General features: G+C 68.5%; 28 protein-coding genes. 12 read left to right on the plus strand and 16 right to left on the minus strand.

All coding sequences use genetic code 11. The features are described from left to right. Positions 1 to 76: 76 nt before the first annotated feature. The gene (locus NX780_RS10295) at positions 77 to 1,096 is read right to left on the minus strand and encodes a sodium:calcium antiporter (RefSeq protein ID WP_258827778.1); all 1,020 of its coding nucleotides are present in this window, start codon (positions 1,094 to 1,096) and stop codon (positions 77 to 79) included. A 202-nt stretch (positions 1,097 to 1,298) separates the two neighbouring features. On the opposite strand from NX780_RS10295, the gene NX780_RS10300 reads away from it, so the two are divergent. The 7 genes from NX780_RS10300 to NX780_RS10330 all read left to right on the plus strand — a co-directional run bounded on the left by NX780_RS10300 (position 1,299) and on the right by NX780_RS10330 (position 7,050). Beyond that, positions 1,299 to 1,817: a twin-arginine translocation signal domain-containing protein gene (locus tag NX780_RS10300; protein WP_258827779.1), complete on the plus strand. Its 519-nt coding sequence runs from the start codon at positions 1,299 to 1,301 to the stop codon at positions 1,815 to 1,817. Beyond that, positions 1,814 to 3,415: a GMC family oxidoreductase gene (locus NX780_RS10305; protein ID WP_258827780.1), complete on the plus strand. Its 1,602-nt coding sequence runs from the start codon at positions 1,814 to 1,816 to the stop codon at positions 3,413 to 3,415. Before NX780_RS10300 ends, NX780_RS10305 begins: the two co-directional genes overlap by 4 nt. Beyond that, positions 3,412 to 4,368, plus strand: coding sequence for an esterase/lipase family protein (locus tag NX780_RS10310; RefSeq protein ID WP_258827781.1), 957 nt, complete (start codon positions 3,412 to 3,414; stop codon positions 4,366 to 4,368). The genes NX780_RS10305 and NX780_RS10310 overlap by 4 nt, the downstream gene beginning before the upstream one ends. A gap of 47 nt (positions 4,369 to 4,415) precedes the next feature. Continuing rightward, the gene (locus tag NX780_RS10315; protein ID WP_258827782.1) at positions 4,416 to 5,195 is read left to right on the plus strand and encodes a response regulator; all 780 of its coding nucleotides are present in this window, start codon (positions 4,416 to 4,418) and stop codon (positions 5,193 to 5,195) included. 59 nt (positions 5,196 to 5,254) lie between these two features. Continuing rightward, a complete protein-coding gene (locus NX780_RS10320) occupies positions 5,255 to 5,731 on the plus strand; it encodes a phasin family protein (RefSeq protein WP_258827783.1) in 477 nt (158 codons plus the stop codon). Between the two features lie 76 nt (positions 5,732 to 5,807). Beyond that, entirely contained in the window at positions 5,808 to 6,503 is a 696-nt protein-coding gene (locus tag NX780_RS10325) for a TetR/AcrR family transcriptional regulator (RefSeq protein WP_258827784.1), read from the plus strand. A 7-nt stretch (positions 6,504 to 6,510) separates the two neighbouring features. Next, on the plus strand, positions 6,511 to 7,050 hold the full coding sequence (locus NX780_RS10330) for an LOG family protein (protein WP_258827785.1): 540 nt from the start codon (positions 6,511 to 6,513) through the stop codon (positions 7,048 to 7,050). Here the strand turns inward: NX780_RS10330 and NX780_RS10335 are convergent. The 10 genes from NX780_RS10335 to NX780_RS10380 all read right to left on the minus strand — a co-directional run bounded on the left by NX780_RS10335 (position 7,047) and on the right by NX780_RS10380 (position 18,495). After that, positions 7,047 to 7,973 carry a carbohydrate kinase family protein gene (locus NX780_RS10335; RefSeq protein ID WP_258827786.1) on the minus strand — a complete coding sequence of 309 codons (927 nt, stop codon included), beginning with the start codon at positions 7,971 to 7,973 and terminating at the stop codon, positions 7,047 to 7,049. The two genes, NX780_RS10330 and NX780_RS10335, sit on opposite strands and share 4 nt — an antisense overlap. Beyond that, positions 7,967 to 9,805, minus strand: a complete 1,839-nt coding sequence (locus NX780_RS10340) for a glycoside hydrolase family 13 protein (protein WP_258827787.1) — start codon at positions 9,803 to 9,805, stop codon at positions 7,967 to 7,969. The genes NX780_RS10335 and NX780_RS10340 overlap by 7 nt, the downstream gene beginning before the upstream one ends. 121 nt (positions 9,806 to 9,926) lie before the next feature. Beyond that, a complete protein-coding gene (locus NX780_RS10345) occupies positions 9,927 to 11,036 on the minus strand; it encodes a GGDEF domain-containing protein (RefSeq protein WP_258827788.1) in 1,110 nt (369 codons plus the stop codon). Beyond that, the gene (locus NX780_RS10350; protein WP_258827789.1) at positions 11,033 to 13,729 is read right to left on the minus strand and encodes a bifunctional diguanylate cyclase/phosphodiesterase; all 2,697 of its coding nucleotides are present in this window, start codon (positions 13,727 to 13,729) and stop codon (positions 11,033 to 11,035) included. Before NX780_RS10350 ends, NX780_RS10345 begins: the two co-directional genes overlap by 4 nt. Before the next feature lie 2 nt (positions 13,730 to 13,731). Further along, complete coding sequence (locus NX780_RS10355; RefSeq protein WP_258828026.1) at positions 13,732 to 14,169, minus strand: type 2 periplasmic-binding domain-containing protein; 438 nt, start codon at positions 14,167 to 14,169, stop codon at positions 13,732 to 13,734. An 8-nt stretch (positions 14,170 to 14,177) separates the two neighbouring features. Next, on the minus strand, positions 14,178 to 15,464 hold the full coding sequence (locus NX780_RS10360) for a hypothetical protein (protein ID WP_258827790.1): 1,287 nt from the start codon (positions 15,462 to 15,464) through the stop codon (positions 14,178 to 14,180). Positions 15,465 to 15,597: 133 nt separating this feature from the next. Beyond that, the gene (locus tag NX780_RS10365) at positions 15,598 to 16,140 is read right to left on the minus strand and encodes a M48 family metallopeptidase (RefSeq protein ID WP_258827791.1); all 543 of its coding nucleotides are present in this window, start codon (positions 16,138 to 16,140) and stop codon (positions 15,598 to 15,600) included. A 91-nt stretch (positions 16,141 to 16,231) separates the two neighbouring features. Next, on the minus strand, positions 16,232 to 16,585 hold the full coding sequence (locus tag NX780_RS10370) for a KGG domain-containing protein (protein ID WP_258827792.1): 354 nt from the start codon (positions 16,583 to 16,585) through the stop codon (positions 16,232 to 16,234). 112 nt (positions 16,586 to 16,697) lie between these two features. After that, a complete protein-coding gene (locus NX780_RS10375) occupies positions 16,698 to 17,264 on the minus strand; it encodes a hemerythrin domain-containing protein (protein ID WP_258827793.1) in 567 nt (188 codons plus the stop codon). A 199-nt stretch (positions 17,265 to 17,463) separates the two neighbouring features. After that, complete coding sequence (locus tag NX780_RS10380; RefSeq protein ID WP_258827794.1) at positions 17,464 to 18,495, minus strand: NADP-dependent oxidoreductase; 1,032 nt, start codon at positions 18,493 to 18,495, stop codon at positions 17,464 to 17,466. Positions 18,496 to 18,621: 126 nt separating this feature from the next. Between NX780_RS10380 and NX780_RS10385 the strand changes: the two genes are divergently transcribed. Then, entirely contained in the window at positions 18,622 to 19,164 is a 543-nt protein-coding gene (locus tag NX780_RS10385) for a YaeQ family protein (RefSeq protein WP_258827795.1), read from the plus strand. A 39-nt stretch (positions 19,165 to 19,203) separates the two neighbouring features. Then, positions 19,204 to 19,653 carry a copper chaperone PCu(A)C gene (locus NX780_RS10390; protein WP_258827796.1) on the plus strand — a complete coding sequence of 150 codons (450 nt, stop codon included), beginning with the start codon at positions 19,204 to 19,206 and terminating at the stop codon, positions 19,651 to 19,653. A 42-nt stretch (positions 19,654 to 19,695) separates the two neighbouring features. Here the strand turns inward: NX780_RS10390 and NX780_RS10395 are convergent, their stop codons facing one another. After that, positions 19,696 to 20,475 carry a head GIN domain-containing protein gene (locus tag NX780_RS10395; RefSeq protein WP_258827797.1) on the minus strand — a complete coding sequence of 260 codons (780 nt, stop codon included), beginning with the start codon at positions 20,473 to 20,475 and terminating at the stop codon, positions 19,696 to 19,698. 220 nt (positions 20,476 to 20,695) lie between these two features. Between NX780_RS10395 and NX780_RS10400 the strand changes: the two genes are divergently transcribed. The 3 genes from NX780_RS10400 to NX780_RS10410 all read left to right on the plus strand — a co-directional run bounded on the left by NX780_RS10400 (position 20,696) and on the right by NX780_RS10410 (position 22,745). Continuing rightward, entirely contained in the window at positions 20,696 to 21,169 is a 474-nt protein-coding gene (locus NX780_RS10400; RefSeq protein ID WP_258827798.1) for a DMT family transporter, read from the plus strand. 88 nt (positions 21,170 to 21,257) lie between these two features. Then, on the plus strand, positions 21,258 to 22,379 hold the full coding sequence (locus NX780_RS10405) for a type IV pilus twitching motility protein PilT (RefSeq protein ID WP_258827799.1): 1,122 nt from the start codon (positions 21,258 to 21,260) through the stop codon (positions 22,377 to 22,379). A gap of 18 nt (positions 22,380 to 22,397) precedes the next feature. Next, positions 22,398 to 22,745, plus strand: coding sequence for a DUF2200 domain-containing protein (locus tag NX780_RS10410; protein WP_258827800.1), 348 nt, complete (start codon positions 22,398 to 22,400; stop codon positions 22,743 to 22,745). Between the two features lie 6 nt (positions 22,746 to 22,751). Here NX780_RS10410 and NX780_RS10415 read toward each other — a convergent pair whose 3' ends face one another. From NX780_RS10415 to NX780_RS10425, 4 genes are read right to left on the minus strand one after another with little or no spacing between them, the layout of a single operon-like run. Further along, entirely contained in the window at positions 22,752 to 24,206 is a 1,455-nt protein-coding gene (locus NX780_RS10415) for a TIGR01777 family oxidoreductase (RefSeq protein WP_258827801.1), read from the minus strand. Then, on the minus strand, positions 24,203 to 24,664 hold the full coding sequence (locus NX780_RS25200) for a cell division protein (RefSeq protein ID WP_370663596.1): 462 nt from the start codon (positions 24,662 to 24,664) through the stop codon (positions 24,203 to 24,205). Before NX780_RS25200 ends, NX780_RS10415 begins: the two co-directional genes overlap by 4 nt. Positions 24,665 to 24,679: 15 nt before the next feature. Continuing rightward, on the minus strand, positions 24,680 to 25,096 hold the full coding sequence (locus NX780_RS25205) for a thiol-disulfide oxidoreductase DCC family protein (RefSeq protein WP_307732758.1): 417 nt from the start codon (positions 25,094 to 25,096) through the stop codon (positions 24,680 to 24,682). Then, positions 25,093 to 25,632, minus strand: a complete 540-nt coding sequence (locus NX780_RS10425; protein WP_258827802.1) for a GbsR/MarR family transcriptional regulator — start codon at positions 25,630 to 25,632, stop codon at positions 25,093 to 25,095. The genes NX780_RS25205 and NX780_RS10425 overlap by 4 nt, the downstream gene beginning before the upstream one ends. Positions 25,633 to 25,634: the final 2 nt, after the last annotated feature.

Below are 25,634 nucleotides of genomic sequence, written 5' to 3' on the forward strand. Positions count from 1 at the left end.
CTTGTGCAAAGAATATTTGCATCTAGTGCCTGGAATGCAAATATTCCACGCACGGATGGACGGGGCGATAAGTGCGCTAGCCGGCGCCGAAGCGGTGCTGCGCAAGGCTGTTGAGGCCGAACAGGACGAGGGCGCCGACGCTGTACCAACTCATGATGCCCAGAACGCGTGTCCTGGTCCGTGTCACCAGGGCGGCGATCACGAGACCGGACATGGCCAGTGCGGCGAACACGCTCACCGCATGCACGGATGAAACCTGCGATAGCAGCGGACCGGGCCTGTAGGCCACGTCGTCCACGGCCAGCATCGCCATATTGAACATATTGCTGCCCAGGATGCTGCCGACTGCCATGTCGACCTGCCCGATGCGCAAGGCCGTGATGGCCACCGACAGCTCGGGCATCGAGGTGGCGGCGGCGACGAACAAGGTGCCGACGAAGGAACTTTCCCAGCCCATCAGCTCGGACAGCCGGGTCGCGACAAATGGCAGGTAGCCGCCGGCCGCCACCACGGCCAGTGCGGAGGCGGCGTACATCAGGATGGCGCGCCGCATGCCCACATCGCCGCCCTGGTCCTGTTCCTGGTCCCGGTTCTCGTCGCCGTGGCGCTTGTCCTGCGTATGGATGGCGCGCATGGCCAGCACGTAGAGGATGACCAGCAGGGGCGAGACGATGCCGACCTGCCACAGCGCGGCCCCGTCCAGGCGCTTGCCCAGCACCAGGGCGACGCCGGCCAGTGCCAGCAGGCCCACGCCGAAGGCCCCCGACAGGATGTGGTTCTGGCTGACGCTGTCGTACAGCGGCTCCTTGCGGCGCAAGGTGTCGAGGAAAACCAGGATGAGCAGGTTGAAGACGCAGCTGCCGAATACGTCGCCTGCGGCGATATCCGGCTTGCCGGCGAACCCGGCGGCGCTGATGCCCGTGGCCAGCTCGGGCAGCGAGGTCACGGTCGACAGCAGCAGCAGACCGGCCAGGTTGCCCGACCAGCCGGTCTTGTGGCCGATGATGTCGCCATAGCGCGCCAGCTTGCCGCCCGCGTAGCCGATCACCGCCATACAGGCCAGGAACTGGATCCAGCTTCCCGCCATGCCGTTCATCGTGAGCCTCCCGGCGCCATACGCTGTCCATCGGTTGAAGGGAACGGGCGTGCGCCCGGACGCACTGTAGCGCAATATCGAGGCTTGGCCCGCACGGCAGTCCCGGCAGGACGCGGCTGGTAGCCTAGACGCCCGCCTCTAGTTTTCCTCCACGGGCTTGCTGCGTCGTTGGCGTACACTAGCCAAAACACAAGAGGCAGCAATGGGGACATCACGCAGGACTTTCCTGAAAGCCGGCGGCCTGGCCGCGCTCGCACTTGCCGCGGGCGGTGCACTCTACCGCGCTAGCCACACCAGCACGCCGCACCGCTTCGCCCTCGACGGCGAGGCCCGCGCCGCCCTGCAGGCGATCGCGCCGGCGATCCTGGCGGGAGCGTTGCCGCGGGACGCAGGGCGCGACGCCGCGCTCGCCGCCGCCATCGACGGCGTGCACCAGGCCATCCTCGGCCTGCCACCCGCCGTCCAGAAGGAAGTGCAGGACCTGTTCGGCCTGCTCGCGCTGGCGCCCGCGCGGCGCCTGCTCACCGGCATCTCCGGCGTCTGGGAGGGCGCGCGCACCGACGAGGTGAGCGCCTTCCTGCAGGACTGGCGCCTGCATCGCCTGGGTCTCCTGCGCAGCGCCTACCACGCGCTGCACGACCTGGTGCTGGGCGCCTGGTATGCTGATCCAGGCAGCTGGGCGGCGACCGGCTATCCCGGCCCGATGAAGGAGCTGGCATGAGCATCGTGCACGATCCCATCCGGGCCGGTCTCGAGAAGGGCTGGAAGGTCGTCGATGCCTCGACCCTTGCCACAGACCGCACTTTGGAAGCCGACGTCGTCATCGTCGGCAGCGGCGCCGGCGGCGGCGTCACGGCCGAGATCCTCGCGAAGTCGGGCCTGTCCGTCATCGTGGTGGAAGAGGGCGCATTGAAGACCTCGAGCGACTTCAAGATGCGGGAAAGCGATGCCTATCCCTCGCTGTACCAGGAATCCGCCGCGCGCAAGACGGCGGACAAGGGCATCAATATCCTGCAGGGCCGCACCGTGGGCGGCTCGACCACCGTCAACTGGACCTCGAGCTTCCGCACGCCGCCCGCCACGCTCGACTGGTGGCGCCGCCACCATGCGCTGCCCGGCATGACGCCTGAAGCCATGGCGCCCTGGTTCGCGATGATGGAAGAGCGCCTGCACATCGCCGACTGGCCGGGCGCGCCCAACGAGAACAACGAGGTCCTGCGCCGCGGCGCCCGCAAGCTCGGGATCGCGACAAGCCTCATCCGCCGCAACGTGAACGGCTGCTGGAACCTCGGCTACTGCGGCATGGGCTGCCCGACCAATGCCAAGCAGTCGATGCTGGTGACGACGATTCCCGCCGCCCTCGAACTGGGTGCGACCCTCGTCACCCGCGCACGCGCCGAGCGCTTCACCTTCAAGGGCGAACGCGCCACCGAACTGCTGTGCCATGCCCTCGACGCGCCCGGCGTGCACACCACAGGGCGCAAGTTGCGCCTGCGCGCCCGTCACTACGTGGTCGCCGGCGGCGCCATCAACTCGCCGGCCCTGCTGCTGCGCTCAAGCGCGCCCGACCCCAGCGGCCTGCTGGGCAAGCGCACTTTTCTGCACCCGACCGTGATCTCGGCCGCCTTCTTCCCGCAGCGGGTCGAGGCCTGGCAGGGCGCGCCGCAGACCGTCTATTCCGACCACTTCTTACAAGGGAAACCCGACGGCCCGATCGGCTACAAGCTCGAGGCCCCGCCGCTGCATCCGCTGCTGCTGGCCACCACCATGAACGGTTTCGGCGAGCAGCACGCGCAGATGATGCGCGAGTTCCCGCATTTGCAGGGCATGCTGGCCCTGCTGCGCGACGGCTTCCACGAGGAGGCCCTGGGCGGCACGGTCAGGCTGCGCGGCGACGGCAGCCCGGAGCTCGACTATCCGCTCACGGACTACCTGTGGGATGGCGCGCGCCGCGCCCTGCTCACCATGGCCGAGATCCAGTTCGCGGCCGGCGCGAAAGAGGTGCTGCCGGCGCACGAGATGGCGCGCCGCTACCGCTCATGGAGCGAGGCGAAGACCGCGATCGCCGCGCTGCCGCAGGGCCTGCAGCTGACCCGCGTGGCCTCGGCCCACGTGATGGGCGGCTGCGCCATGTCCGGCGACGAGAAGCTCGGCGTGACGACGCCCGAAGGCCGCTACCGGGGCCTGGCCAACGTCTCGGTGCACGACGGCTCGCTGTTCCCGACCTCGCTCGGCGCCAACCCCCAGCTGTCGATCTACGGCCTCGCCGCCAAGCTGGCGAGCGGCCTGGCCACGTCCTTGCGGGGACGCCCCGCATGAAGAGCCTTAGCTCACGCCAGCTGCTGCGCCTGATCCTGGTGATCCAGGCGCTGGCCGCGCTGGGCATCGGCCTGGCCGCCGTGAACATCCTTGGCGCCAGCCGCTGGGAAGGCCTGCTGGCGGGACTGGGCAGCGTGGTGCTGGTGCGCCTTCTCATCAACGCCAACAATTTCTTCATGAGCGCGCGCTACGCCAGCCCGACGCCGCAGGATTTCCGCATCAAGCCGCTGGCGGCCCTGCGCATGTTCGGCGAGGAGTTCACGGCCAGCATGCTGCAGTCTTCCTGGACCATGCCGCGCGCGCGGCCCTGCACGCGCATCTACGAGGAGTCGACGCAGCCGCCGGTCCTGCTCCTGCACGGCTATGGCTGCAACAGCGGCTACTGGTCGCACCTCACGCCGCGCCTGGACGCCGCGCGCATCAGCCATGCGACGGTCGACCTGGAGCCGCTGACCGGCGACATCGACGACTACGCGCCGCGCGTGCAGCAGGCGGTGGAGCGGCTCCTCGCGGCAACTGGCAGGGACAAGATCGTGATCGTCGCGCACAGCATGGGCGGCCTGGTGGCGCGCGCCTGGATGCGCGCCTGCGGCAGCACCCGGGTGGCGCGCGTGATCACCCTCGGCACGCCGCACCACGGCACCTGCCTGGCCGCCTTCGGCATCGGCATCAACGCCACCCAGATGCGCAGGGCGTTCCGGGACGTGCCGCCCGAATGCGCCTGGCTGCGCGACCTGGCCCAGGGCGAGGACGCGGGCGCGCGCGCCCTGGTCACCTCGCTCTACAGCCATCACGACAACATCATCTCGCCGCAGACCTCGAGCGAGCTGCCCGGCGCGCGCAACCTGGCCTTCGGCGGCGTCGGCCACGTGGCGCTGGGGCGCAATGCGCGGGTGCTGGACGTGGTCATGCGCGAGATCGCCGCTGCAAGCGATCGGGAGAGGGCGTATTGACGGGCACCGTGTTACAGTAGGCGCAACGCCGTAACCGGAGCGCCGCCTTGGCCCGCATCCTGATCATCGAAGACAATCCCGCCAACGTCGAGCTGATGGCGTTCCTGCTCGCAGCCTATGGCCACACCCCCGTCAGCGCTCCCGACGGCGCGCGCGGGGTGGCGGCCGCCCGCGCCGAACGGCCCGACCTGGTGGCCTGCGACGTCAACCTGCCCGGCATGAACGGCTTCGAGGTCCTCGCCGTCCTCAAGGCCGAGCCGCAGCTGGCCGGCGTGCCGGTGCTGGCCGTCACGGCCCTCGCCATGGCGGGCGACCGCGAGAAGGTGCTGGCGGCCGGCTTCGACGGCTACATCAGCAAGCCGATCGAACCGGAAAGCTTCGTGGCCGAGCTGGAAGCCTTCCTGGCGCCCCCGCCCGCAGCGGCCGAGGCTCCACGCGAGGGCGAGCGAACCGTCCTGCTGGTCGACGACGACCCCTTCATGCTGGCCGTGCTGGGCGAGATGCTGGCCGACGAACCCTACCGCGTCCTGAGCGCCGCCTCCGGAGAAGAGGCGCTGGAGCTGCTCCGGCGCGAAGCGGTCGAGGTGATCCTGTGCGACCAGTCGATGCCGGGCATGAGCGGCACCGAGATGCTGTCGCGCGCCGCCACGCTGTATCCGCATACGGTGCGCCTGATGCTGACCGGCCAGCAGGACCTGGCCGGCGTCGAGGCGGCCGTGCACAGCGGCGTGGCCGACGCCCACTACGCCAAGCCGGTGTCCGCGAAGAGCCTGCGCGAGTGCATGGCCGAGGCGCTGCGCCGGCAAGAGGCGCGCAGGTCGCTTTAGACACCTGCTTCTAGCGTGCGTCCTTAAAATAGGATGCACCGTTTCACGAGAACACCATCATGAGCAAGAAACTCCCCGCGCCCGAGGACGACGAGGCGCTCGCGCGCGCCGTGCGCGACTCGGCCCAGCAGATCTGGCAGGCCGGCCTGGGCGCCTTCGCCAAGGCGCAGGAAGAGGGTGGCAGCGCCTTCACGCGCCTGGTGCGCGACGGCAGCGCCCTGCAGAAGCGCGCCCGCGAGGTCGAGGAAGCCACCGACATCGTCGGCCGCAAGGCCAGCCGCGCCGTCACCCGCGAAAACCGCCGCACCGGCGGCTCCTGGGGCAAGCTGGAGCAGGTCTTCGAAGACCGCGTGGCGCGCGCCCTGGCCACCATCGGCGTGCCCGCCGCCAGCGAAGTCGAGGCCCTGCGCCGCCGCGTGGACGAGCTCGAACGCATGCTGGCCGAGCTGGCCGGCCGCCTGCCGGCGAGCCCGGCGCGTGCTGCGCGCCGCGGCGCCAGGGCGGCTCCCGAGCCGGAGGACGGCGAAGGCGCCTGAAGGCGCATTGCCGGCAATGCCTGTTTGCCACCATTTGGTGTTATCCTCGCGGCTGGAACCATAAACCTCGCCCTTCATGCAACAAAAAGCTCCGCGCCGGACCCGCGAACGCATCCTCGAGCTCTCGCTCAGGCTGTTCAACGAGTTCGGCGAGCCGAACATCACGACGACCGTCATCGCCGAGGAGATGAATATCTCGCCCGGCAATCTGTACTATCACTTCCGCAACAAGGACGACATCGTCAATTCGATCTTCGCCCAGTTCGAGACCGAGATCGAGCGCATCCTCACCGTGCCGGCCGGGCGCCGCTCGAACATGGAAGACGTGTGGCTCTACCTGCACCTGATGTTCGAGCTGATCTGGCGCTACCGCTTCTTCTATCGCGACCTCAACGACCTGCTCTCGCGCAACCGCAAGCTCGAGCTGCATTTCAAGGCCATCCTGGCCCACAAGATCAAGGTCGCGCGCCAGCTTTGCGAAGACCTGCGCAGCGAAGGCTCGCTCGAAGCGTCGGACCAGCAGATCGGCGCCATGGCGACGAATATGGTGGTGGTGGCGACCTACTGGCTGTCCTACGAATACGTGCGCAACCCGCGCAAGTACAGCGAGCAGCAGGCCATCGCCGATGCGCTCGCGCGCGGCTGCTACCAGGTGCTGGCGATGCTTGGCCCCTACCTGCGCGGCGACACCCGCCTGCTGTTCGAGAAGCTGTCCGAGGAATACCTCAAGAAGCTGTCCGCCGAGGCCAGGCCCGGCGCCGAATTCCTTTAAGGTCCCAATGAAAACCCTGGCTGTCTACTGCGGCGCCTCGCACGGCGCCAATCCCCTCTACACCGATGCGGCGCGCGCCCTGGCGGGGGCGCTGGTCGAACACAATATCGGCCTGGTCTACGGCGGCGGCAAGGTCGGCCTGATGGGCGTGATCGCCGACGAGGTGCTGCGCCTCGGCGGCGAAGCCACCGGCGTCATCCCGAAGGCGCTGGTCGAACGCGAGGTCGGCCACGCCGGCCTGACCCGCCTCTTCGTGGTGAAGGACATGCACGAGCGCAAAGCGATGATGGCCGAGCTGTCGGAAGGCTTCATCGCCATGCCGGGCGGGATGGGCACGCTGGAAGAGCTGTTCGAGATGGTGACCTGGGCCCAGCTCGGGATCCACGCCAAGCCGATCGGGCTATACAACCCGAACGGCTTCTGGGACGGCCTGGTCGCCTTTGTCCAGCACCAGAGCAGGGAAGGCTTCGTGCGTCCCGAGCACCTGAGCCTGATGCGCATCGATGCCGATCCGGCCGCGCTGATCCAGCGCCTGCGCGGCCGCTAGCCTCTTCCAGCCGCCTGTTCCTGGCGGAATCGGGCCAGTTCCTCGAGGCCGAGGCTGCGCTCGGCCGTGCCGTGGAAGCGGCAGGCGAAAGCGCCTCCGATCGCGCCCGTGCGCATGCAGGCTTCCAATGGCGCGCCCTCGAACCAGGCATGCAGGAAGGCCGAGGAGAAGGCATCGCCCGCGCCGTTGCTGTCGACCACGGGCCCGCCCGGGTCGGCGCAGGCCGTATGCCTGACGATGCCGTCGTCGCGCGCCAGGGCGTAGCTGCCGGCGGCGCCGTCGGTCGCCACCACCACCCGGGCGCGTCCCGCGCGCAGGATCGCGCGCATCGCTTCGAATACGCCTTCTCCCAGTGCGGCGGCGCTCAGGAACACCAGGTCCGCGCGCCAGGCGAAGGGGTGGTAATAGGGGTTGCTGCCATCCCAGTCGTGCAGGTCGGTCGACACCGGCAGGCCGAGCGCCGCGGCATCGTCGAACAGTTCGGCCGCCCAGGGCACGATGCTCAGGTGGACGTGCTCGGCCCCGCGCATGCGCGGCAGGTAGAAGTCGCGCGGCATGCGCAGGCTGTCCGGATGGCGGCCGTCGTAGAGCGAGAGCCGGCGCCCGCCGGGTTCGACCAGGTTGACGCTGCGCCGGGTGCCGCTCGGGTGCACCAGGTAGTCGAAGTCCAGGCCGCGCTCGCGATAGCGCTCGTGCACCAGTTCGGCCTGCGGATCCGCGCCGATGAAGTCGATCAGGCGCGGCCGGTGGCCGAGCGCGAGCAGGCCGAGCGCGACGCCATTGCCGGTGTGCGCCACGTAGTCGGCGACCGGCGGCACATGGATCGAGTCACGCTGCGCCAGGGGCAGGGAAGGCACGCGCACGATGGTGTCGATGCCCACGCCGCCCGCCACCAGCACGCGGCGGCCGGATGCGCTCACCATGCCAGCACCAGCGAGGTCCTGGCCGGGAGCCGCAGGGGCGCGCCCAGGTCCACGGCCTCTCCCGTCAGCACATTGGTCGCGCGGCGCGCCCCCTTGATCATGCCGGAAAAGCGCGCCAGGTCGAGCGTCGTTTCGCCCGCATTCTTGTTGAGCACCACCATCACGGTCTGCCTGCCGTCGTGGCGGAAGTAGACGTAGCTGCCGTCGCGCGGCAGGTAGTGCGTCAGCTTGCCCTGCGTGACAGCGGGGCTGGTCTTGCGCCAGTTGAACAGCGTGCGCACGAAGCGTTGCATGTCGCGCTGTTGGGGCGACAGGCCGGCGCCGCTGAAGGCGTCGACCTTGTCGCCTTCCCAGCCGCCCGGCATGTCCGCGCGCAGCACGCCGTCGTCGCGCTGCTTCGGGCTCTTGATCAGGACCTCGGTGCCGTAGAACACCTGGGGAATGCCGCGCGTGGTCGCCATCAGGATCACATTCGTCTTCGCCAGGTCGACGTCGTTGTCCACCTGGGCCAGGATGCGCGGCCGGTCGTGGTTGTCGGGGAAGACCATCAGCCGCATCGGGTCGGCGTACAGGTAGTCGGCCGCGATGATCTCGTAGATCCGGATCAGGCCACGGGTAGACGTCTCGGGCTCGGTCAGCGCTTCCGGGGCGGTGTCGGACAGGGGGAAATCCATCACGGTCGGCAGTTCCGAACGGTAGCCGTCGCGGTTGACGACACCCTTCTGCCAGTAGGCCACCATGTGCGGACGCGCATCCATCTCCTCGCCGACCACGTTCATGTGGGGGTATTCCGCCGCCACCGCGCGGTTCCACTCGTTGAGGAAGTCCTTGTCCGAATAGGAATAGGTGTCCTCGCGGATGCCGGAAAGGTTTGCGTACTCGATCCACCACAGGGTGTTCTGGATCAGGTAGCGCGCCACCAGCGGATTGCGCTGGTTCAGGTCCGGCATGGTCTCCACGAACCAGCCGTCGAAGAAGCGCGCGCGTTCCTCGGGCGCGGCGTGGATGTCCTGGGCCATCGTGTGCTGGTTATTGGTCGGCACGAAGCTGTTGCCGTGGTTGATCCAGTCGCGCGCCGGCAGGTCGCGCATCCACCAGTGCTTGGTGCCGATGTGGTTCAGCACGATGTCCTTGATCACGCCGATGCCGCGCGCATTCGCGGCCGCCACATAGTCGCGGAATTCGGCGTTGCTGCCGAAGCGCGGATCGATGCGGTAGTAGTCGGTCAGCGAATAGCCGTGGTAGGAGTAAGAGGGCTGGTCGTTCTCGAGCAGGGGCGTGGGCCAGACCATGGTGAAGCCGAGGTCGCGGATGTAGTCGAGCCGGGCGCGCATGCCGGCCAGGTCGCCGCCGTGGCGCTTGACCGGATCGGCGCGGTTGGCGCCCTCGCGCATCCCGGCCTGGTCGTTGGCGGCGCCGCCGCTGGCGAAGCGGTCGGGCATGAGCAGGTAGATGGCATCGGCGGCGCCGAAGCTGGCCCGCTGCGCCGAGCCGGCGCGGCGCGGCGCCAAGCGGTAGCGGTGGCTGGTGACGGTCTGCTGCCCGCGCCGGAACTGCAGATCGAGCTCGCCCGGGTGCGCATCCTTGCCGATGTCGAGGTTGACGAACAGGTAATTCGGGTTGTCGGTGCGCTCCACGCCGGTGATGCGCACGCCGGGGTAGGCGAGGGTGGGCGCCAGTTCGGCGATCCGGTCGCCATGCACCATCAGCTGCAGGGACGAACCCGCCATGCCGGTCCACCAGTTCGGTGGTTCGACACGCCGGATACTGTGGGGCGCCGCGACGGCCAGTGAAGCAGCCAGCCATGCCGTAATTGCAAACAGGACCTTCACCACATCGCCTCCTGATGAGTTGAGATGTAGTAAAATAACAGCCTATCCTGTTATCGCGCAAGCAATTCTTGCCTTAAGCTGTAGTTTTATTTCACGGCTACGGCCAGCGCAATTGCGCCGCTCAAGCCTGCACGATGCGGTCGCGCCCCGACTCCTTGGCCCGGTACAGCGCCTTGTCGGCGCGGTGGATGGCGTCCGCGAAGGGTTCGCCCGCGTTGCGGGTGGCCAGGCCCGCCGAGAAGCTGATGCGGCGTCCTTCGACGCCGGGCACCGGCATGGTATGCACCTGTTCCGCCATGCGTTCCAGCACGCCGCGCGCATCGTCGAGCGAGGCGTCGGGCAACAGCAGCAGGAATTCCTCGCCACCCCAGCGCGCCAGCACGTCGTCGCCGCGCAGGCAGGCGCGCGCGGCGCTGGAGAAGCTGCGCAGCACGCTGTCGCCGGCGGCGTGGCCATACTGGTCGTTGACCTGCTTGAAGAAGTCGATGTCGATCAGGGCGATGCAGCTCAGTGCCTGCCCATTGCGGCTCGATGGCTGGCGGCGTTCCTCCGCTTCCAGCACTTCATGCATCCTGCGGCGGTTCACCAGCGAAGTCAGTTCGTCGACGGTGGCCAGCACCCGGATGGTATCGAGGGCCTCGGTGAGCTCGCGCCGCTGGCGCTTCAGGCGCGAGCGCAGCTTGTGCATCTCGCCGCTCAGCACCGCGGTGGACAGCAGGGCCGCGGCCAGGTAGCCGAAGCTCATCGCTTCCTGGGCGGGCGGGAAGCGCGCCGGGTCATGGAGGGCCAGCCACCACATGGTGACGCCCATGCCGGCCAGGGCGACCAGGGACAGCAGCATGGTCTGGCGCGGGCGCGCGGCGAACATGCAGAAGGCGATGGTCACCAGGGTCATGACCAGGGTCGCGCCGCGCAGCGGTCCGGACACCGCATACAGGAACATGGTGCAGACCAGCGAGAACAGGGCCTGCAGCACGGCCAGCTGGTCGGGCTTGAGTCCGATGCGCGGGCTCAGGCGGATCACGAAATAGAAGCCTGCCGCGGTGCCCCAGCCCCAACGGATCAGGGTCTGCGCCGTGGTGGTGGCGCTGAAGCCATGGTGGACCTGGGTCAGCAGGATCAGGGTGCAGGCGACGTAGAGCACGTAGGTGGCGGCCCAGTACTGCAGCATGCGGCGCAGGCTGGTGTCAGTGCCGAGCAGGAGCGCGGCGAGGCGGCGCGGCAATGTCATGCGGCCACCAAGGTAGTGCCTTGTTCGGCCAGCAGCTCGGCGATGCGCTCCGGCGGCACCGGGCGGCTGTACAGGTAGCCCTGCATCTCGTCGCAGTCGTTGGCGCGCAGGAAGTCGCGCTGTTCCTCGGTCTCGACGCCTTCGGCGATGACGCGCAGGTCGAGCTTGTGGCCGAGCGAGATCACGGCCATCGCGATGGCCTGGTCGTCCCGGCTGTGGGCCAGGTCGGCGACAAAACTCTTGTCGATCTTCAGGCGGCTGATCGGGAAGGACTTCAGCGCCGACAGGCTCGAGTAGCCGGTGCCGAAGTCGTCGATCGACAGGGCCACGCCCATCGCCTCGATCTCGCGCATCTTGTCGACCGCGCGCGCGAGGTCGCGCATGAGCGAGCTTTCGGTCACCTCGACTTCCAGCAGCCGCGGCGGCAGGCCGCTGTCGCGCAGGGCGCCGTCGATGCGCTCGACCAGGCGCTTTTCTTCGAACTGGCGGGCCGACACGTTGACCGAGATCGCGACTTCCGGCAGGCCGGCGTCGCGCCAGGCCTGGCCTTGCGCGCAGGCGGTGCGCAGCACCCATTCGCCCAGCGGGACGATCAGGCCGCTCTCCTCGGCCAGGCCGATGAAGCGCAGCGGCGAGATCAGGCCGTGCTCGGGATGGTTCCAGCGGATCAGGGCCTCGACGCCGAACAGGCGGCCGGTGCGCAGGTCGACCTTGGGCTGGTACAGCAGCTGGAACTGGCAGGCCTGGCCCGGGCAGGCGTCCAGTGCGCTGCGCATCCCCTCCAGCAGGACCAGCTTTTCCTCGACGCTGGCGTTCATCTCGCTGGCGTAGAACTGGAAGCTGTTCTTGTTCTCCTTGGCGCGGTACATCGCCGCATCGGCATTCATCATGAGGGTATTGGCGTCCTGGCCATCGCGCGGATAGAGCACCACGCCCATGCTGCAGCTGACCTGGACTTCCTGGCCCTCCACCTCGACCGGCTCGGTGACGGCCTGGCGCACCTTTTCCAGCAGGGGCGTGAGGGCCAGCGGATCGCTGGATAAGTCGGGCAGCAGGATCACGAATTCGTCGCCGCCGAAGCGCGCCAGGGTGTCGCTGCGGCGCAGGCACCGTCCCATGCGCGCGCCCACCACCTTGAGCAGTTCGTCGCCGGCGTTGTGGCCGAGGCCATCGTTGACCAGCTTGAAGCCGTCCAGGTCGATGAAGGCCAGGCCCACGCTGCCGCCCTTGCGCTCGGCGTCGCGGATGGCCTGGCCGAGGCGGTCGCGCAGCAGGCTGCGGTTGGGCAGGCCGGTGAGGTCGTCGTGGTGGGCCAGGTGGCGGATGCGCTGCTCGGCGAGCTTGCGCTCGGTGATGTCGCGCACGATCGCCACCACGCCGCCCTCGACCGGCACCACCTGGCGGTGCAGCCAGCGGTCCGGCTGCGGCAGCTGGTGCGCCAGCCATTCGGCTTCGCGCGCCACGCCGTCGCTGGCCACCGCCGCGAGGTCGTCGAAGATGCCGATGCCGAGGTAGGTCGGCAGCAGGATCGACATGCGCTTGCCCTGCATGCGTTCCTTGGCCAGGCCGGTGAGCTGCTCGGCGCGGCTGTTGGTGGTCTCGATCAGGAAGTCGAGCACGGCGCCATCAATGGCGCGCACGGTGCGCAGCACGAAGAAGGCGTCCAGGCTGGCCTCGGAAGCGGCGGCATAGGTCTCTTGCGCCAGGCGTTCGCGCCGGCGCGCCTTGGCCAGCTGCCAGGACCAGGCGCTGACCAGGGACACCACCATCAGCAGCAGTGCGGTGCCGGCGCCCGCCCCGAGCAGCCAGGTGCGGCGCTGCTGGGCAAACGCGGCCATCTGCTCGGTTTCGGACAGGCCCACCACCGCGACCAGGGGAAAACCGTTCAGGGGACGGCTGCTGGCATAGCGCCGCTCGGCGTCCACTCCCACGCGGCCCAGCGCCACCCGCTCCGGCTTGCCCGGCGCGATGCGCTGGCCCCAGCTGACCTCGTCGCCGACGCGGGCGGCGCGCACCACGCCGTCTTCGCCGGCCACGCCCAGCAGGCCGCGCGCGCCGAGGCGCGAGTATTCGTAGGACGAGGTGAAGAAGGCCGGGTCGACCGCCACGCTGGCCACGCCGGCGAAACGGCCCGCGCCATCGTTGATGCGGCGCGAGAACACCACATGCGGTTCGTGCCGGCCGATGGTCTCGCTGACGAAGGGCATGTTGCCGTCGCGCTCGCGGTGGACGGCGAACCAGGGCGAGTTCGACACGTCGCCCCCGCGCCGCACCGAGGGGTTGGCGGCCAGGATGTGGCCGTCGGCGCCGACGATCGCCACCTGGAACACCACGCCCGGCGGCAGCAGGCCCTTGGCGCTCATCGCGCCCAGGGCCGCGCCGGGACCGTTCATCTCGACCGCGTACTGCAGCACGCGCAGGGTCTGGTCGATGCCGGACAGGCTGCGCGCCATCTGCGCTTCGTAGGTGTCGACCAGCTCGCGGGTGGCTTCCGCCGCCGTCTCGCGTGCGGCGGCTTCCTCCTCGCGCACCATGTGCAGGGTCGCCAGCCACAGGGCCGCGACCAGCAGCAGGGCGAACAGGGGCAGGGCGACGTGGGTCTCGAGCCCGCGGCCGAGCAGGCGCATCACGGCCGTGCGCCGCGCGTGCGCGGGCGGGGCGGCTGCCGGGGCCTGGCTCTGCGGGCGGTCCATGGTCAGCGCAGCACCAGCACCGGACGGACGCTGGCGTCCAGCGCGGCGCGGTCGATATAGCCGATCATGGACGGGTTCTCGGCCACCATGCGGCGCACGCTGGCGCTGTCGGCGGCTTCGCGCGGCGGCTGGCCGCGGCCCGTGAACACCATCTTCGACCAGTGGGCCTTGAGCAGGGCGGGCGTCTTGCCCGTGACCTGCTGGTAGAACGCGTTGCGTTCCTGCGAGCCGACACGTTGGTCGAGCGCGAGCACTTCCTGGCCGTCGGGGAAACGTCCGGCCTGGCCGAGGAAGATCGCCGCGACCTGGTCGCTCGTGAGACCCTGGGCCGGGCTGCGCGCGGATACGATGACCACCAGCTCGGCGCTGGCATTGGATGACAGCACGAGCGCGAGAGGCAGGACGGCGGTGGTGAGGAAACGGCGGATGCGATAGCTCATGCGCCCCCTCAGAATACGAAGTCGAGCGCGACGCTGACCACGTGGACCGTGCGGTCCGGGCGGAAGGCGTGGCTCGGGTTGATCAGGGTGCCGCGCGAACCCGCGCCCGGGCTGATCCGGTCGTACTGGGCCTTGAGCGCGATATTGCTGGCGGCGTCCCAGCGCAGGCCGGCGCTGATGGTGGACTGCTGCGGGACGGTCGCCAGGTAGGTGTTCAGCGCCAGGTTGACGAAGGCGCCGGCGGCCTGGACCTGCGGCGGCAGGCCGGCCAGCTGCAGGCCGGCGTCGCTGGTGGCGCCATGGGCGCGCACCCTGGCATAGCCGGCGTAGGGCGTCAGGCTGTCGAAGCGGTAGCCGCCGCCAGCATACAGGGCGGTGGTGCGGCCCAGCAGGGAATCGGTGTGCGAGCGCCCGATCTCCGCGCTCAGGAACCAGGCGCCCGGGTCGTAGTTCGCGCCCATGCTGACCATGCTCACGCGCTTGTTCTCGATCGCGTAACGGGCGGCCAGGGTTTCGCCCTGCGGCCCGAAGGCGCGCAGCGCGGTAAACAGCTCGTTGCCGATGTCCGTCGTGAGATTTCCGGTCAGGGCCGACACACGCGCACTCAGTGCGCCGCGTTCGATGCTGTGCGAGAGGCCGGCAATGGCGCGCGCGTGCAGGCGGCGGTCTTCGTACAGGCGGGTGTTGGTATGGCCCCAGAACGCCTGGGTCGCATGGCGCGTGGCGCCGCCGCTCCAGCGCCAGGTGGCGTCGATGCCGTCGCTGCTGGAGATCGGCAGGCTGCCATAGACCTCGACCGGGGTGCGCACCCAGGGCAGGGTGTAGCCCACCTTGCGGTAGTCGGCCGCCAGGAACACCGGCAGGGCGATGCGGCCCAGGCGGATCGCCAGGTCCGGGCTCGCCTGGTACTTCACGTTGGCCCATTCGAGGCGCGGACGGTAGCTGCCTTCCAGGTCCTGTTCGCTGACGAGCTGCAGCACGGCCGACCAGCGGCCCTGCGAGACGTCGAGCTGGGCGCCGAGGCGGCTGTCGACTTCCACGCTCCAGGGCGCGCTGCGGCCGGCGCCGGTGGCGTGCATGACGGTCGAGGTGTAGTCGGCGTCGCGGGTGTCGGCATGCACGGCGCCGAGGGTGCCGAAGCCGGAAAACTTCCAGGCCGGGCCCTTGTCGGCCGCCGGATCGACCATCGCCTCGGAGGCGAGTGCGCCGGCGTTCGCTGCGAGCAGGCTCGCGAGCGCGCCGCAACGCAGGATGACCTGCAGCGATTTGCCGGGGTGAGAAAGCGGGTGCGTCATGTTCAGGATCGTGGCGAGGCGGCCAGGGAAGCAGGATGCGCGTCGTGACGCGTGGCCTCAAACTTTACCGAACGCAACTGCCAAAGTCGAGATCTTTACGTACAGCAACGAAACAATGTGACAATCATTGTTGTTAGACGGCAACGGGTGGGGCGCCTTCGTTGTCCGCACCCCACAGGCGGCGCCCGCCCAGGTCCAGCCAGGTGAGGTAGAGGCGCAGGTCGAATTCGAGCTGGTGGTAATCCGGCTCCATCCAGCAGCACAGCTTGTAGAAGGCCTTGTCGTGTTCCTTCTCCTTCAGGTGCGCCAGTTCGTGCACGGCGATCATGCGCAGGAAGGGCAGGGGACCGTCGCGAAACACGTTGGCGATGCGGATCTCGTGCTTGGCCTTCAGGCGGCTGCCCTGCACCCGCGAAATGGCCGTATGCAGGCCGAGCGCGTGCTGCATCACGTGGATCTTGCTGTCGTAGGCGACCTTGGCGACCGGCGCCGCCTGGCGCAGGTAGTCGATCTTCAGCTCCTGCACGTAGTCGTACAGGGCGCGGTCGGTGCGGATGCCGTGGGCCTCGGGATAGCGCTGCAGCAGGACCTCGCCGAGCCGGCCGGCGTCGACCAGTTGCAGGACCTGGCTGCGCAGGTTGTCGGGATAGCCGCTGAGGTAGGGGAGCTTGTGCATGGGGCCGCAAATGTAGCACAGTGCGGCGGTGGTGTGGCTTTGCTTTGGTAGGGTGGGCGGGTTTCCCGCCCACCCTACGAAAAGCAAACGATCAACCTTCCTTTTCGCCCTGGCGGTTGCCGGCATTCTTGGCGGCTGCGGCGGCCCGCTGGGCCGACTGCCGGCTTTCGCCGCCCTTGCGGCCGATGTCGGCCATGTGGGCGCGGTTGCGGCTCACTGCTTCGCCGCCCTTTTGCCCGGCGCGGCGCGCTTCCTCGGAATCGAATTCGTGCGCCGTGCCTTTCTGGTGTGCCGCCTGTCCGCCCTTGCTGGCGATCTCGCGCTGCTGGTTCTGGTCCATCGCCGCGAAACCGCGCTTGGCCGGCGCCTGGCCGCCGCTCTTCTGCGCGCTGCCGGAGCCATTGCCTCCCTGGCTGCTCTTGCCGCTGTCTTTGCTTGTCGCCATGTCGTTCTCCTTGTCTGCCCTGGTGCTGTCGAAGTGGAACCCGCGAGCGCCTTATGGATGCGCTCGTGCCGTTTAGAGGCGGGACTTGGGGCTTAGTTCCGTTCGCATGCGACTAGCGCGGGCGCGTGCGCCGTTCGCGCGCGCCGCGGAGGGTGGGCGCAAGGCCGCGCGGCTCCATGCCGTCGATGTCCTGCGGCGCGGCCGCCAGGCCGGCTTCGAGTTCCAGGCGGCGCGCGCGCAGGCGTTCGCCCAGCAGGGCGTCGTCCAGGCCGGCCCGCGCCAGCACCGGGAACAGCAGGGTTTCCTCGCGCGCGACGTGATGGGCGACTTCCTCGGCCAGCACCGCGACCGTGGCGTCGAAATAGTCGTCGCCGGGGAACAGGGTCTCGAGCTGGTCGACGAGTTCGTGGGCGCTGTCGTGCTCCAGCGCCGCGTCCTCGAGCAGGCTGTCGTCCACCAGCGCGCGCAGCGCCGGGTAGAACAGCTCTTCCTCGAGCATGGCGTGCAGCAGCAGTTCCTGGCATAGTTCGTCGACCAGGCGCTCGCGTTCTTCTTCCTCCGCGGGATCGAGCATGGCGAAGGCGTGGAAGAGGGCGCGCACGCGGGCGTGGTCGGCGCGCAGCTGGGCCAGGATGCCGCCCGGGACGTCGGGCTGGGGTGGGGCGTGGAAGTGATGCACGACGCCTCCCGCTAGCGCCGTTCGACGTCGGCAGGAGTGCTGCGGGGGCGGGGGGAAACCATGGTCACCTCATGATGAAGCGTGAAGGAGCGGAAGGCGCAAGCGCATAAACCGCGTAGACCTTCGCATCGAGGGGAAGTTCCCGGAAGAAGACGAGGTGGTGGCGCGGGTCAACAGCGCGCCACCTTGTGGGGGCCGATCAGGCGTCGGCCACCTTCAGCACCAGCTTGCCGAGGTTCTTGCCCTCGAAGAGCATCAGGAGCGCTTCCGGGAAGCGCTCGAAGCCTTCGGTCACGTACTCGATGCTCTTGACGCTGCCTTCGCGCATCCAGCCGGCCAGCGTCGCGACGCCCTCGGCATAGCGTGGCGCGTAGTCGAACACGACCATGCCTTCCATGCGCGCACGGTTCACCAGCAGCGACAGGTAGTTGGCCGGCCCCTTGACCTGGCTGGTGGCGTTGTACTGCGAGATGGCGCCGCAAATGACGATGCGCGCCTTCATGTTGATGCGGGTGAGGACCGCGTCCAGGATCTCGCCGCCGACGTTGTCGAAATAGACGTCCACGCCCTGCGGGCAGTGTTCCTTCAGGCCCGCATGCACGGCGCCCGCCTTGTAGTCGATGCAGGCGTCGAAGCCGAGTTCCTCGACCACGAAGCGGCATTTGTCCGCGCCGCCGGCGATGCCGACCACGCGGCAGCCCATCTTCTTCGCCACCTGGCCCACCGTCATGCCGACCGCGCCGGCCGCGCCGGAGACCACCACGGTTTCACCAGGCTTGGGCTGGCCGACTTCGCGCAGGCCGAAGAAGGCCGTCATGCCGGGCATGCCGAGGGTGTTCAGCCAGGCCGTCAGGGGGGCGGCAGCCGGGTCGACCTTCGTGAAGGCGGCGGTCTTGTCGTCGGCCTGGCCGACCCAGTAGCGCTGCACGCCGGTGCCGCCGGCCACGTAGTCGCCTTCCTGGAAGCGCGGCGACTTCGAGGCCACCACGATGCCGAGGCCGCCGGCGCGCATGACTTCGCCGATCGCCACCGGGCGGATGTAGGACTTGCCCTCGTTCATCCAGCCGCGCATGGCCGGGTCGAGCGACAGGTAGAGCACCTTGACGACGATGCCGCCTTCGGGCGCTTCGCCCACGGCTTCTTCATGGAAGTCCCAGTCTTCGCTGCGCGGCATGCCCTGGGGGCGGGCGGCGAGGCGGAATTGCTGGTTCGGCGGGAATGCATTGGTCATTGTGGTCTCCGGGAGTGTTTTGGCAACGTGACTATACCGTTTCCGTCCACTCGCCGCGCGCCGCATGCGACAATAGCGGGCTGTCCCCTGTTTATCCATCCGCATCGCACCCGTACGAGAACCCGCATGGCGCTCAAAGCAACCATCTACAAAGCCGACCTGTCGATCGCCGACATGGACCGCAACTATTACGGCGACCACAGCCTCACCATCGCGCGCCACCCGTCCGAAACCGACGAGCGCGTGATGATCCGCGTTCTGGCCTTCGCCCTGCACGCCGACCCGGCCCTGGCCTTCACCAAGGACCTGTTCGACGTCGAGGAACCGGCCATGTGGCTGAAGGACCTGACCGGCGCGATTCAGCTGTGGATCGAGGTCGGCCAGCCGGACGAGAAACGCCTGCTCAAGGCCGCCGGCCGCTCGGAAAAAGTCGTCGTGTACAGCTACAGCTCGACCAGCGACATCTGGTTCAAGGGCCTGGCCAAGGGCATCGACCGTGCGAAGAACGTCTCGGTGGTGAACATCCCGAACGAGGCCAGCGTCCAGCTCGAGCGCATGGCCAAGCGCAATATGCAGCTGCAGTGCACGATCCAGGACGGCCAGGTGTGGCTGACCGACGGCGTCGACACCGTGCTGATCGAGCGCGAATACCTGCGCGGCGCGCCGTGAAGCTATAATTTCCCTTCACTTCATTACTTATTGCACGCCATGAAACGTCAGCTTTTCGCCCTCATCGCCGGCAGCCTGTTGTCCAGCGCCGCGTTCGCCCAGGTCAGCGTTTCCGAGCCCTGGGTGCGCGCCACCGTGCCTGCCCAGAAGGTGACCGGCGCCTTCATGCGCGTCCATTCCGCCCTGCCTGCGCGCCTGGTCGGCGTGCAGGCCGACGTGGCCGGCCGCGCCGAGCTGCACGAGATGGCGATGGATGGCCAGACGATGCGCATGCGCCGGGTCGAGGCGATCGAGCTGCCCGCAGGGAAACCGGTCAATCTCGCCAGCGGCGGCTACCACGTGATGCTGTTCGACCTGAAGCGCCAGGTGAAGGAAGGGGAGAATGTCGCCATCACCCTGACCGTGCAGGATGCGGGCGGGAAGAAGCAGGATGTGAAGGTGACGGCGCCGGTGCGTCCGCTGACCTACAGCGCCCATTCCGGCCATTGACCGCTAGGCGGCCGGCGCGGCCGGCCACCAGACAAAACGCGATCAGCGCGGCGCGGCCGCGATCCGGCGCGCATCTCCCGAACCCACGATCGACTTGCTCAGGCGCGGGTCGCCATAATAGTTGACGTCGCCCGAGCCGGCGATCGTCATGCTCAGCTCACTCTTCGCCCACACCGTCGCTTCGCCGGAACCGGCCACGCTCACGCTCGCGCTGTCCGACTGCACGCGGCCCATGTCCACGGTGCCCGAGCCGCCGATCGAGACCGACAGCTTGCGCGCGCGGCCTTCGCCGGCCTTGAAGTCGCCGCTGCCGCCCAGGTTCACCGCGACGGTATCGCTTTCCAGGCCGCGCACCTGGATGTCGCCCGAGCCGCCCAGGTCGATGTTCAGGCGCGGCGCGCGCAGGGCGTCGGCATCGATGGAGCCGGAGCCGCCCAGCGCCAGGCGCTCGATCTGGCGCGCGTTGACCACGATCTTCAGGTTCTTGGTCTTCAGGTTCAGGTTGCGCTTGCTGGGGCGGATCTTCAGCGTGCCGTTCTCGACCACGGTCTCGATCAGCGGCAGCACATTGTCATCGGTCTCGATGCTCACGCCTTCGCTGTCGCCCATGCGCAGTTCCAGCTTGCCCGGCACTTCCAGGGCCAGGCCGGTGAAGTGCGAGACCTGGCGCGCCTGGCGCTTGATGCTGCCGTTGCCCTGGACCTGTTCGCCACCCCAGGGCCAGCCGCCGGCCATCGAGGGTGCGGCGGCGCAGGCGAGGGCGGCGGCCAGGGCGGCCGGGACCAGGAGGGTGCGGAAGAGCGGGCGGGAGGTCTTGTTCATGGTGGTCTCCTTGGATGGTGAGTGTCGATGGCCTCATCCTAGGGAAATGCCGGGTTCGCCGTATGCCGAATGCGACGAATTGCACACGTCTGGGACTGGAATGCGCATCGAGCGGACAGGCTGTCGCCCGGCCATGCGTCCCGCATGGCTATCCCGAACGCCCGGATTGCACTAGAATCGTGCGCTTTTTGCTCCGGCATGAAGCCGGGTGGAGCTAGCGATGAACCTGATTTTCCTCCTGATGGCCTTTTGCGTCGGCATGGCCATGTCGATCCAGGCGGCCGTGAACACCCAGCTGGCGTCCTCGATCGGCGCCAATTCCGTGGTCGCGGCCTTTGTTTCCTTTGCCTGCGGGACCATCGTGCTGGGCGGCGTGGCGCTCTCGCGGGGCGGCCTCGGCCCGACCTTCGCGGCCCTGGCCGGCCAGCCGGTCTGGAAGTTCGCCGGCGGCTTCCTGGGTGCGGCGTTTGTCTTCGGCACCGTGTTCCTGGCGCCGCGCATTGGCCTGCTGAGCCTGATCGTGCTGGTGATCGCGGGCCAGCTGCTCACCTCGATGGCGATCGACCACTTTGGCCTGATCAATATGGCGGTGAGAAAGGTGTCGAACGTGCGGGTGGCGGGGGCCTGCATCGTCGCCCTGGGCGTGGCTGTCACGATCTTCGGCGACCGTATCGTTGCGACATTAACACGCTGAACATTTTTCTTTCAGTTTTGCAATCTTTCGGCGAGGCATGGTTTTATAATGTCCGGCACTGTCTAACCTTTAACCACGTGCCGGCCAGATGGAATACCACCAGTCCTCGCAGATCCCCACCCTGTCGTATATCGAGAACGAAGACCACCCGGTATTCGGGACCCTGGTCGAGCAGATCCTGCACCTGCTGAATTCCCGCCTGGTGTTCTCGGACATCATCATCCACCAGAACAGCCCGCTGATGCTGCGCCAGCCGAAAGGCCTGGTGGCGGTCACGGATTCGCCGATCACCAAGGAAGAGCTGGAAGAATTCTTCGACGTCATCGAGCCGAACTGGGCCGAGCGCATCGCCGTGCGGGCCTTCGATCGCTCGATCGACCTGCACACGGCGCGCATCCGCGCCAACTGCTTCAGCTTCCAGGGCAAGAAGCGTCTGGGCTGCGTGATCCGCCGCTTCCCGAAGGAGCCGATCGCGCTGTCCGAACTCGGCCTGTGGCCGGACGAGCAGGAATTCGCGCGCCTCTCGAGCGGCCTCGTGCTGATCATCGGGGACACGTGTCAAGGCAAGTCGACCACGATCGCCTCGATGATCGACGAGATCAACAAGCAGCGCTCGGGCCACATCATCACCATCGAAGACCCGGTCGAAACCCTGATTCCCCAGCGCAAGTGCATCATCACCCAGCGCGAAGTGGGGGTGGACGCCGACGTGGAAAGCTACTACCTTGGCGCCCTGGACGCGCTGCGCGAGCGCCCGGACGTGATCGTGATCGGCGAGATCCGCGACGCCGAGACGGCCCAGGAGGCGCTGGCCCTGGCCGAATCCGGCCCGCTGGTGTTCGCGACCCTGCACGCGCGCTCGACGGAACTCGGCCTGCAGAAGATGCTGCGCCTGCTGGGCAATTCGGAAGCCCAGGCCCAGGCGCTGGCGCATGCCCTGCGCGGCGTGCTGTGCCAGGCCCTGCTGCCGTCGAGCGAAGGCAACCGCTACCACCTGGCCACCGAATGCCTGGTCCCCAGCAGCGCCGTGATGCGCATGATCGAGACCGGCGACGTGGGGGCGATTCGCGCTCACATGAACCTGGGCCGCGATCCGGGCTGCCACACGATGAACGCGGCGCTCGAGCAGCTGCTGGCGGCGCACAAGGTGCGCGTCGAGGACGCGCGTCATGCCACCACCGACCGCGTCGGGTTCGCCGACATGGTCTGACACTGGAAGGAGAGCGTGATGGAACACCGCATCTTCAGCACGCCGTTCTCAAAAATCTATCCGATGTACGTGCAGAAGGCCGAGCGCAAGGGGCGGTCGCGCGCGGAGCTCGACCAGGTCATCCGCTGGCTGACCGGTTATGACGAAACCGGCCTGCAGCGCCAGCTGGATGCGCAGGCCGACTTGCGCACCTTCTTCGCCGAGGCGCCCCGCATGCATCCGAACCGCACCCTGATCACGGGCCTGGTCTGCGGCGTGCGGGTGGAGGAGGTCGAGGATCCGCTGATGCGCAATATCCGCTACCTCGACAAGCTGGTCGACGAACTGGCCAAGGGCAAGGCGCTGGAAAAGATCCTGCGCCAGTAGGCCGCGTCACTTCAGGCTGCGCAGCGCGTCTTCCAGGCGGGGATAGCGGAAGACATAACCTTCCCCTTGCAGCCTGGCAGGCGCCACGCGCTGGCCTTCGAGCAGCAGATCCGATTGCTCGCCCAAAGCGGCACGCATCGGCCATCCCGGCGTCGGCATGAAACTGGGGCGTCGCCAGACGCGCGCGGCAGTTTCGCTGAAGCGTGCCTGGGTGACGCCCTCGGGCGCGGTGAAATTACTTGCGCCCGTCAGTTCCTGATCGATCCCCTTGCGCGCGCGCTGCCAGCGGTGGGCCATGCCGCGCACCACGTCGTCCACGTGGATCCACGACAGCCACTGCCGGCCGCTGCCCAGCCGTCCGCCAAGGCCCAGCAGGATGGGCAGCAGCATCATCGGCAGGGCGCCGCCCATGCCCAGCACCAGGCCGAAGCGCATGCACTCCACCCGCGTGCCGTGGCGCGCGGCGGCGCAGGCGGCTTCTTCCCATTCGCGGCACAGGTCCGACATGAACATGGGCTGGGGCGGGGAGTCCTCGCCCAGCGGCGTGTCGTCGCCGATGCGCTGGATGCCGTAGTAGCCGATCGCGGAAGCCGACAGCAACAGGAAGGGTTTGTGCTCTGCCTTGCCGATCCAGTCGGCCAGCGCGCGCGTCAGCTCGACGCGGCTGCGGCGCAGCGCCGCCTTGCGTCCTTCGGTCCAGCGCGGGCCGAGGATGCGGGCGCCGGCCAGGTTCACCACCACGTCGACCTGCGTGCTGGCCGGCAGTTCGTCCAGCGCGGCGACGCAACGCACCCGGCCGTCGAACAGCCAGGCGGCCTGCCTGGGCTGGCGGCTGAGGGCGATCACCGCATGGCCGTCGGCCAGCAGGGCGCGCACCAGGTGCTGGCCGACGAAGCCGGTGGCGCCGGTGACGAGCACCGTGCGTTTCGTCTCGTCGAAAAAGACCGGCGATGCGACCACGCGCTTCATTCGGCGCATGGCGAGCAGGTCGCGCAGGCCGGACAAGGCAACACCGGCCCCGCACAGCACCAGGAAGGCGCTCAGCCAGCCCTGCGGGTTCCAGGCGAACGCCGTCGGCTGCGCCGCCCAGCCGGGCAGCAGCAAGGCCAGCAGGGCGATGAAGGCGCCGCCGTTGATCGCGAGGATGGTATGGGTGACCCGTTCGCTGGCCGGCAGCAGCCGGCTGCGGTCCTCCACCACGAAGTCCCACAGGGTGAGCCCGATCTCGACCGTGAAGGCGCCCGCCAGCACCCAGGCCCACAGGCCGTGCCACTCCCAGCAGGCCAGGCCGACGAAGAGCAGGCCGTAGATGGCCGCGCGCAGCGCATGGATGCCGAGTTCGCGGCGGGCGCCGGTGCGCTGGGGCAGGGCTTCGTTGAACTCGTGGTGGTACAGGGTATCGAAGGCGCCGAGGCAGCCCTGCAGGGCCATCAGCTGCAGCGCGAGCAGGTGGGTGTTCATGCCTGCTTCCCGGCAAGCGCCGCGGCGCGGTCGTGGCGCCACAGCCAGAGCAGCGGCGGCAGCATGGCGGCGAGGGCCAGCAGGTCGATCCACACGTGCGGCCAGTAGCCGGCGCGCAGCGACACCAGCATGTCCTGCGGCGCCCACAGCAACAGGCCAGCGGCCAGCCACAGCCAGATGCGCGCCTGGCGCAAGCGGTCGGCCAGGTGGATCAGGGCGATCATCCACAGGGCCATCAGCAGCACCGTGGGCCCGAACAGCGACAGCCACCAAGCCTGCATCCGGCGCGCCTGGCCCGGCGCATCGGCCGGCCAGAAGGCGCCCGTGACGCCGGCGTGGTAGAGGTCGAAGGCCTCGCTCGAGGCGATCCAGGGCAGCAGGCCGCCCACCAGCACGTGGAAAGCGGCGAGCGCCAGCAGCCAGCGGATCATCCAGGTGCGCACGACGTCATTGTTCACGGTCTTCTCCAGGGCTTATTTTGCAAACGGGTGCTTCAGCGCGCAGGCGCCATCCTCGCAGCGCGGGGGCAGGCGGTAGCCGAGCCAGCGCGACATCGTGTAGCGGTGGCGGGCGAAGCTGCGGTAGGCCAATCCCAGGAAAGGACGCAGGAAGCGCACGCGCAAGGGCCATACCAGCCAGGCCCGGCCGACGAGGGTATAGGCGGCCAGCAGGCTGTCGATGCCGACCAGCAGGGCGCCGTCCGCCGTGCGGGCATGCGATTCGCGGTTGAGCGCCGCCATGTCGAGGCCGAGCGGAAGCGGGTCGAAGCCGTCCGCGGCGATGTCGACGAAAGCCAGGCGCCCGGCGCGGTTCCAGGACTGCAGGCGCGCCATCTCGGTGGCGCAGAAGGGGCAGCGGCCGTCGTAGTAGAGGGTGAGTTCGGCGTTCATGCACGTTCCTTCGTGCCGGGCAGGAAGCGCGCCACCTTGCCGCCCATCTTGAGCATCTTCTGCAGGGTTTGCGGCGGCAGGCGCTGGTAATCCTCGAAGGTCGCGCTGAAGAGTTCGAGGAAGTCGAGCACGGTCTGCATGCGCGCCAGGGTCTCAGCCGGAAGCTCCTCGTCCTGCGAGCCCTCGATGGCGCACTCGCGCAGCAGGCTCAGGGTCGGGTCGATCTCGCGGCGCTTGCGCTCTTCCAGGATGACGCGGAAGATTTCCCAGACGTCCTGCAGGGCCGTGAAGTGGTCGCGCCGGTCGCCGAGCACGTGGGTCACGCGCACCAGCTTCCAGCTTTGCAGCTCCTTGAGGCTGTTGCTGACGTTGGAGCGCGCCACGCCCAGTGTCTCGACGATGTCGTCGGCGCTCAGGGGGCGCTCGGCCAGGTAGAGCAGCGCGTGGATCTGCGCCACGGTGCGGTTCACGCCCCAGCGGGTGCCCATCTCGCCCCAGTGCAGGACGAACTTCTGTGCGGTTGGACTGAGCTTCATTT

It is taken from the genome of Massilia agri, assembly GCF_024753255.1.
In the GTDB taxonomy this organism is placed as follows: domain Bacteria; phylum Pseudomonadota; class Gammaproteobacteria; order Burkholderiales; family Burkholderiaceae_D; genus Telluria; species Telluria agri.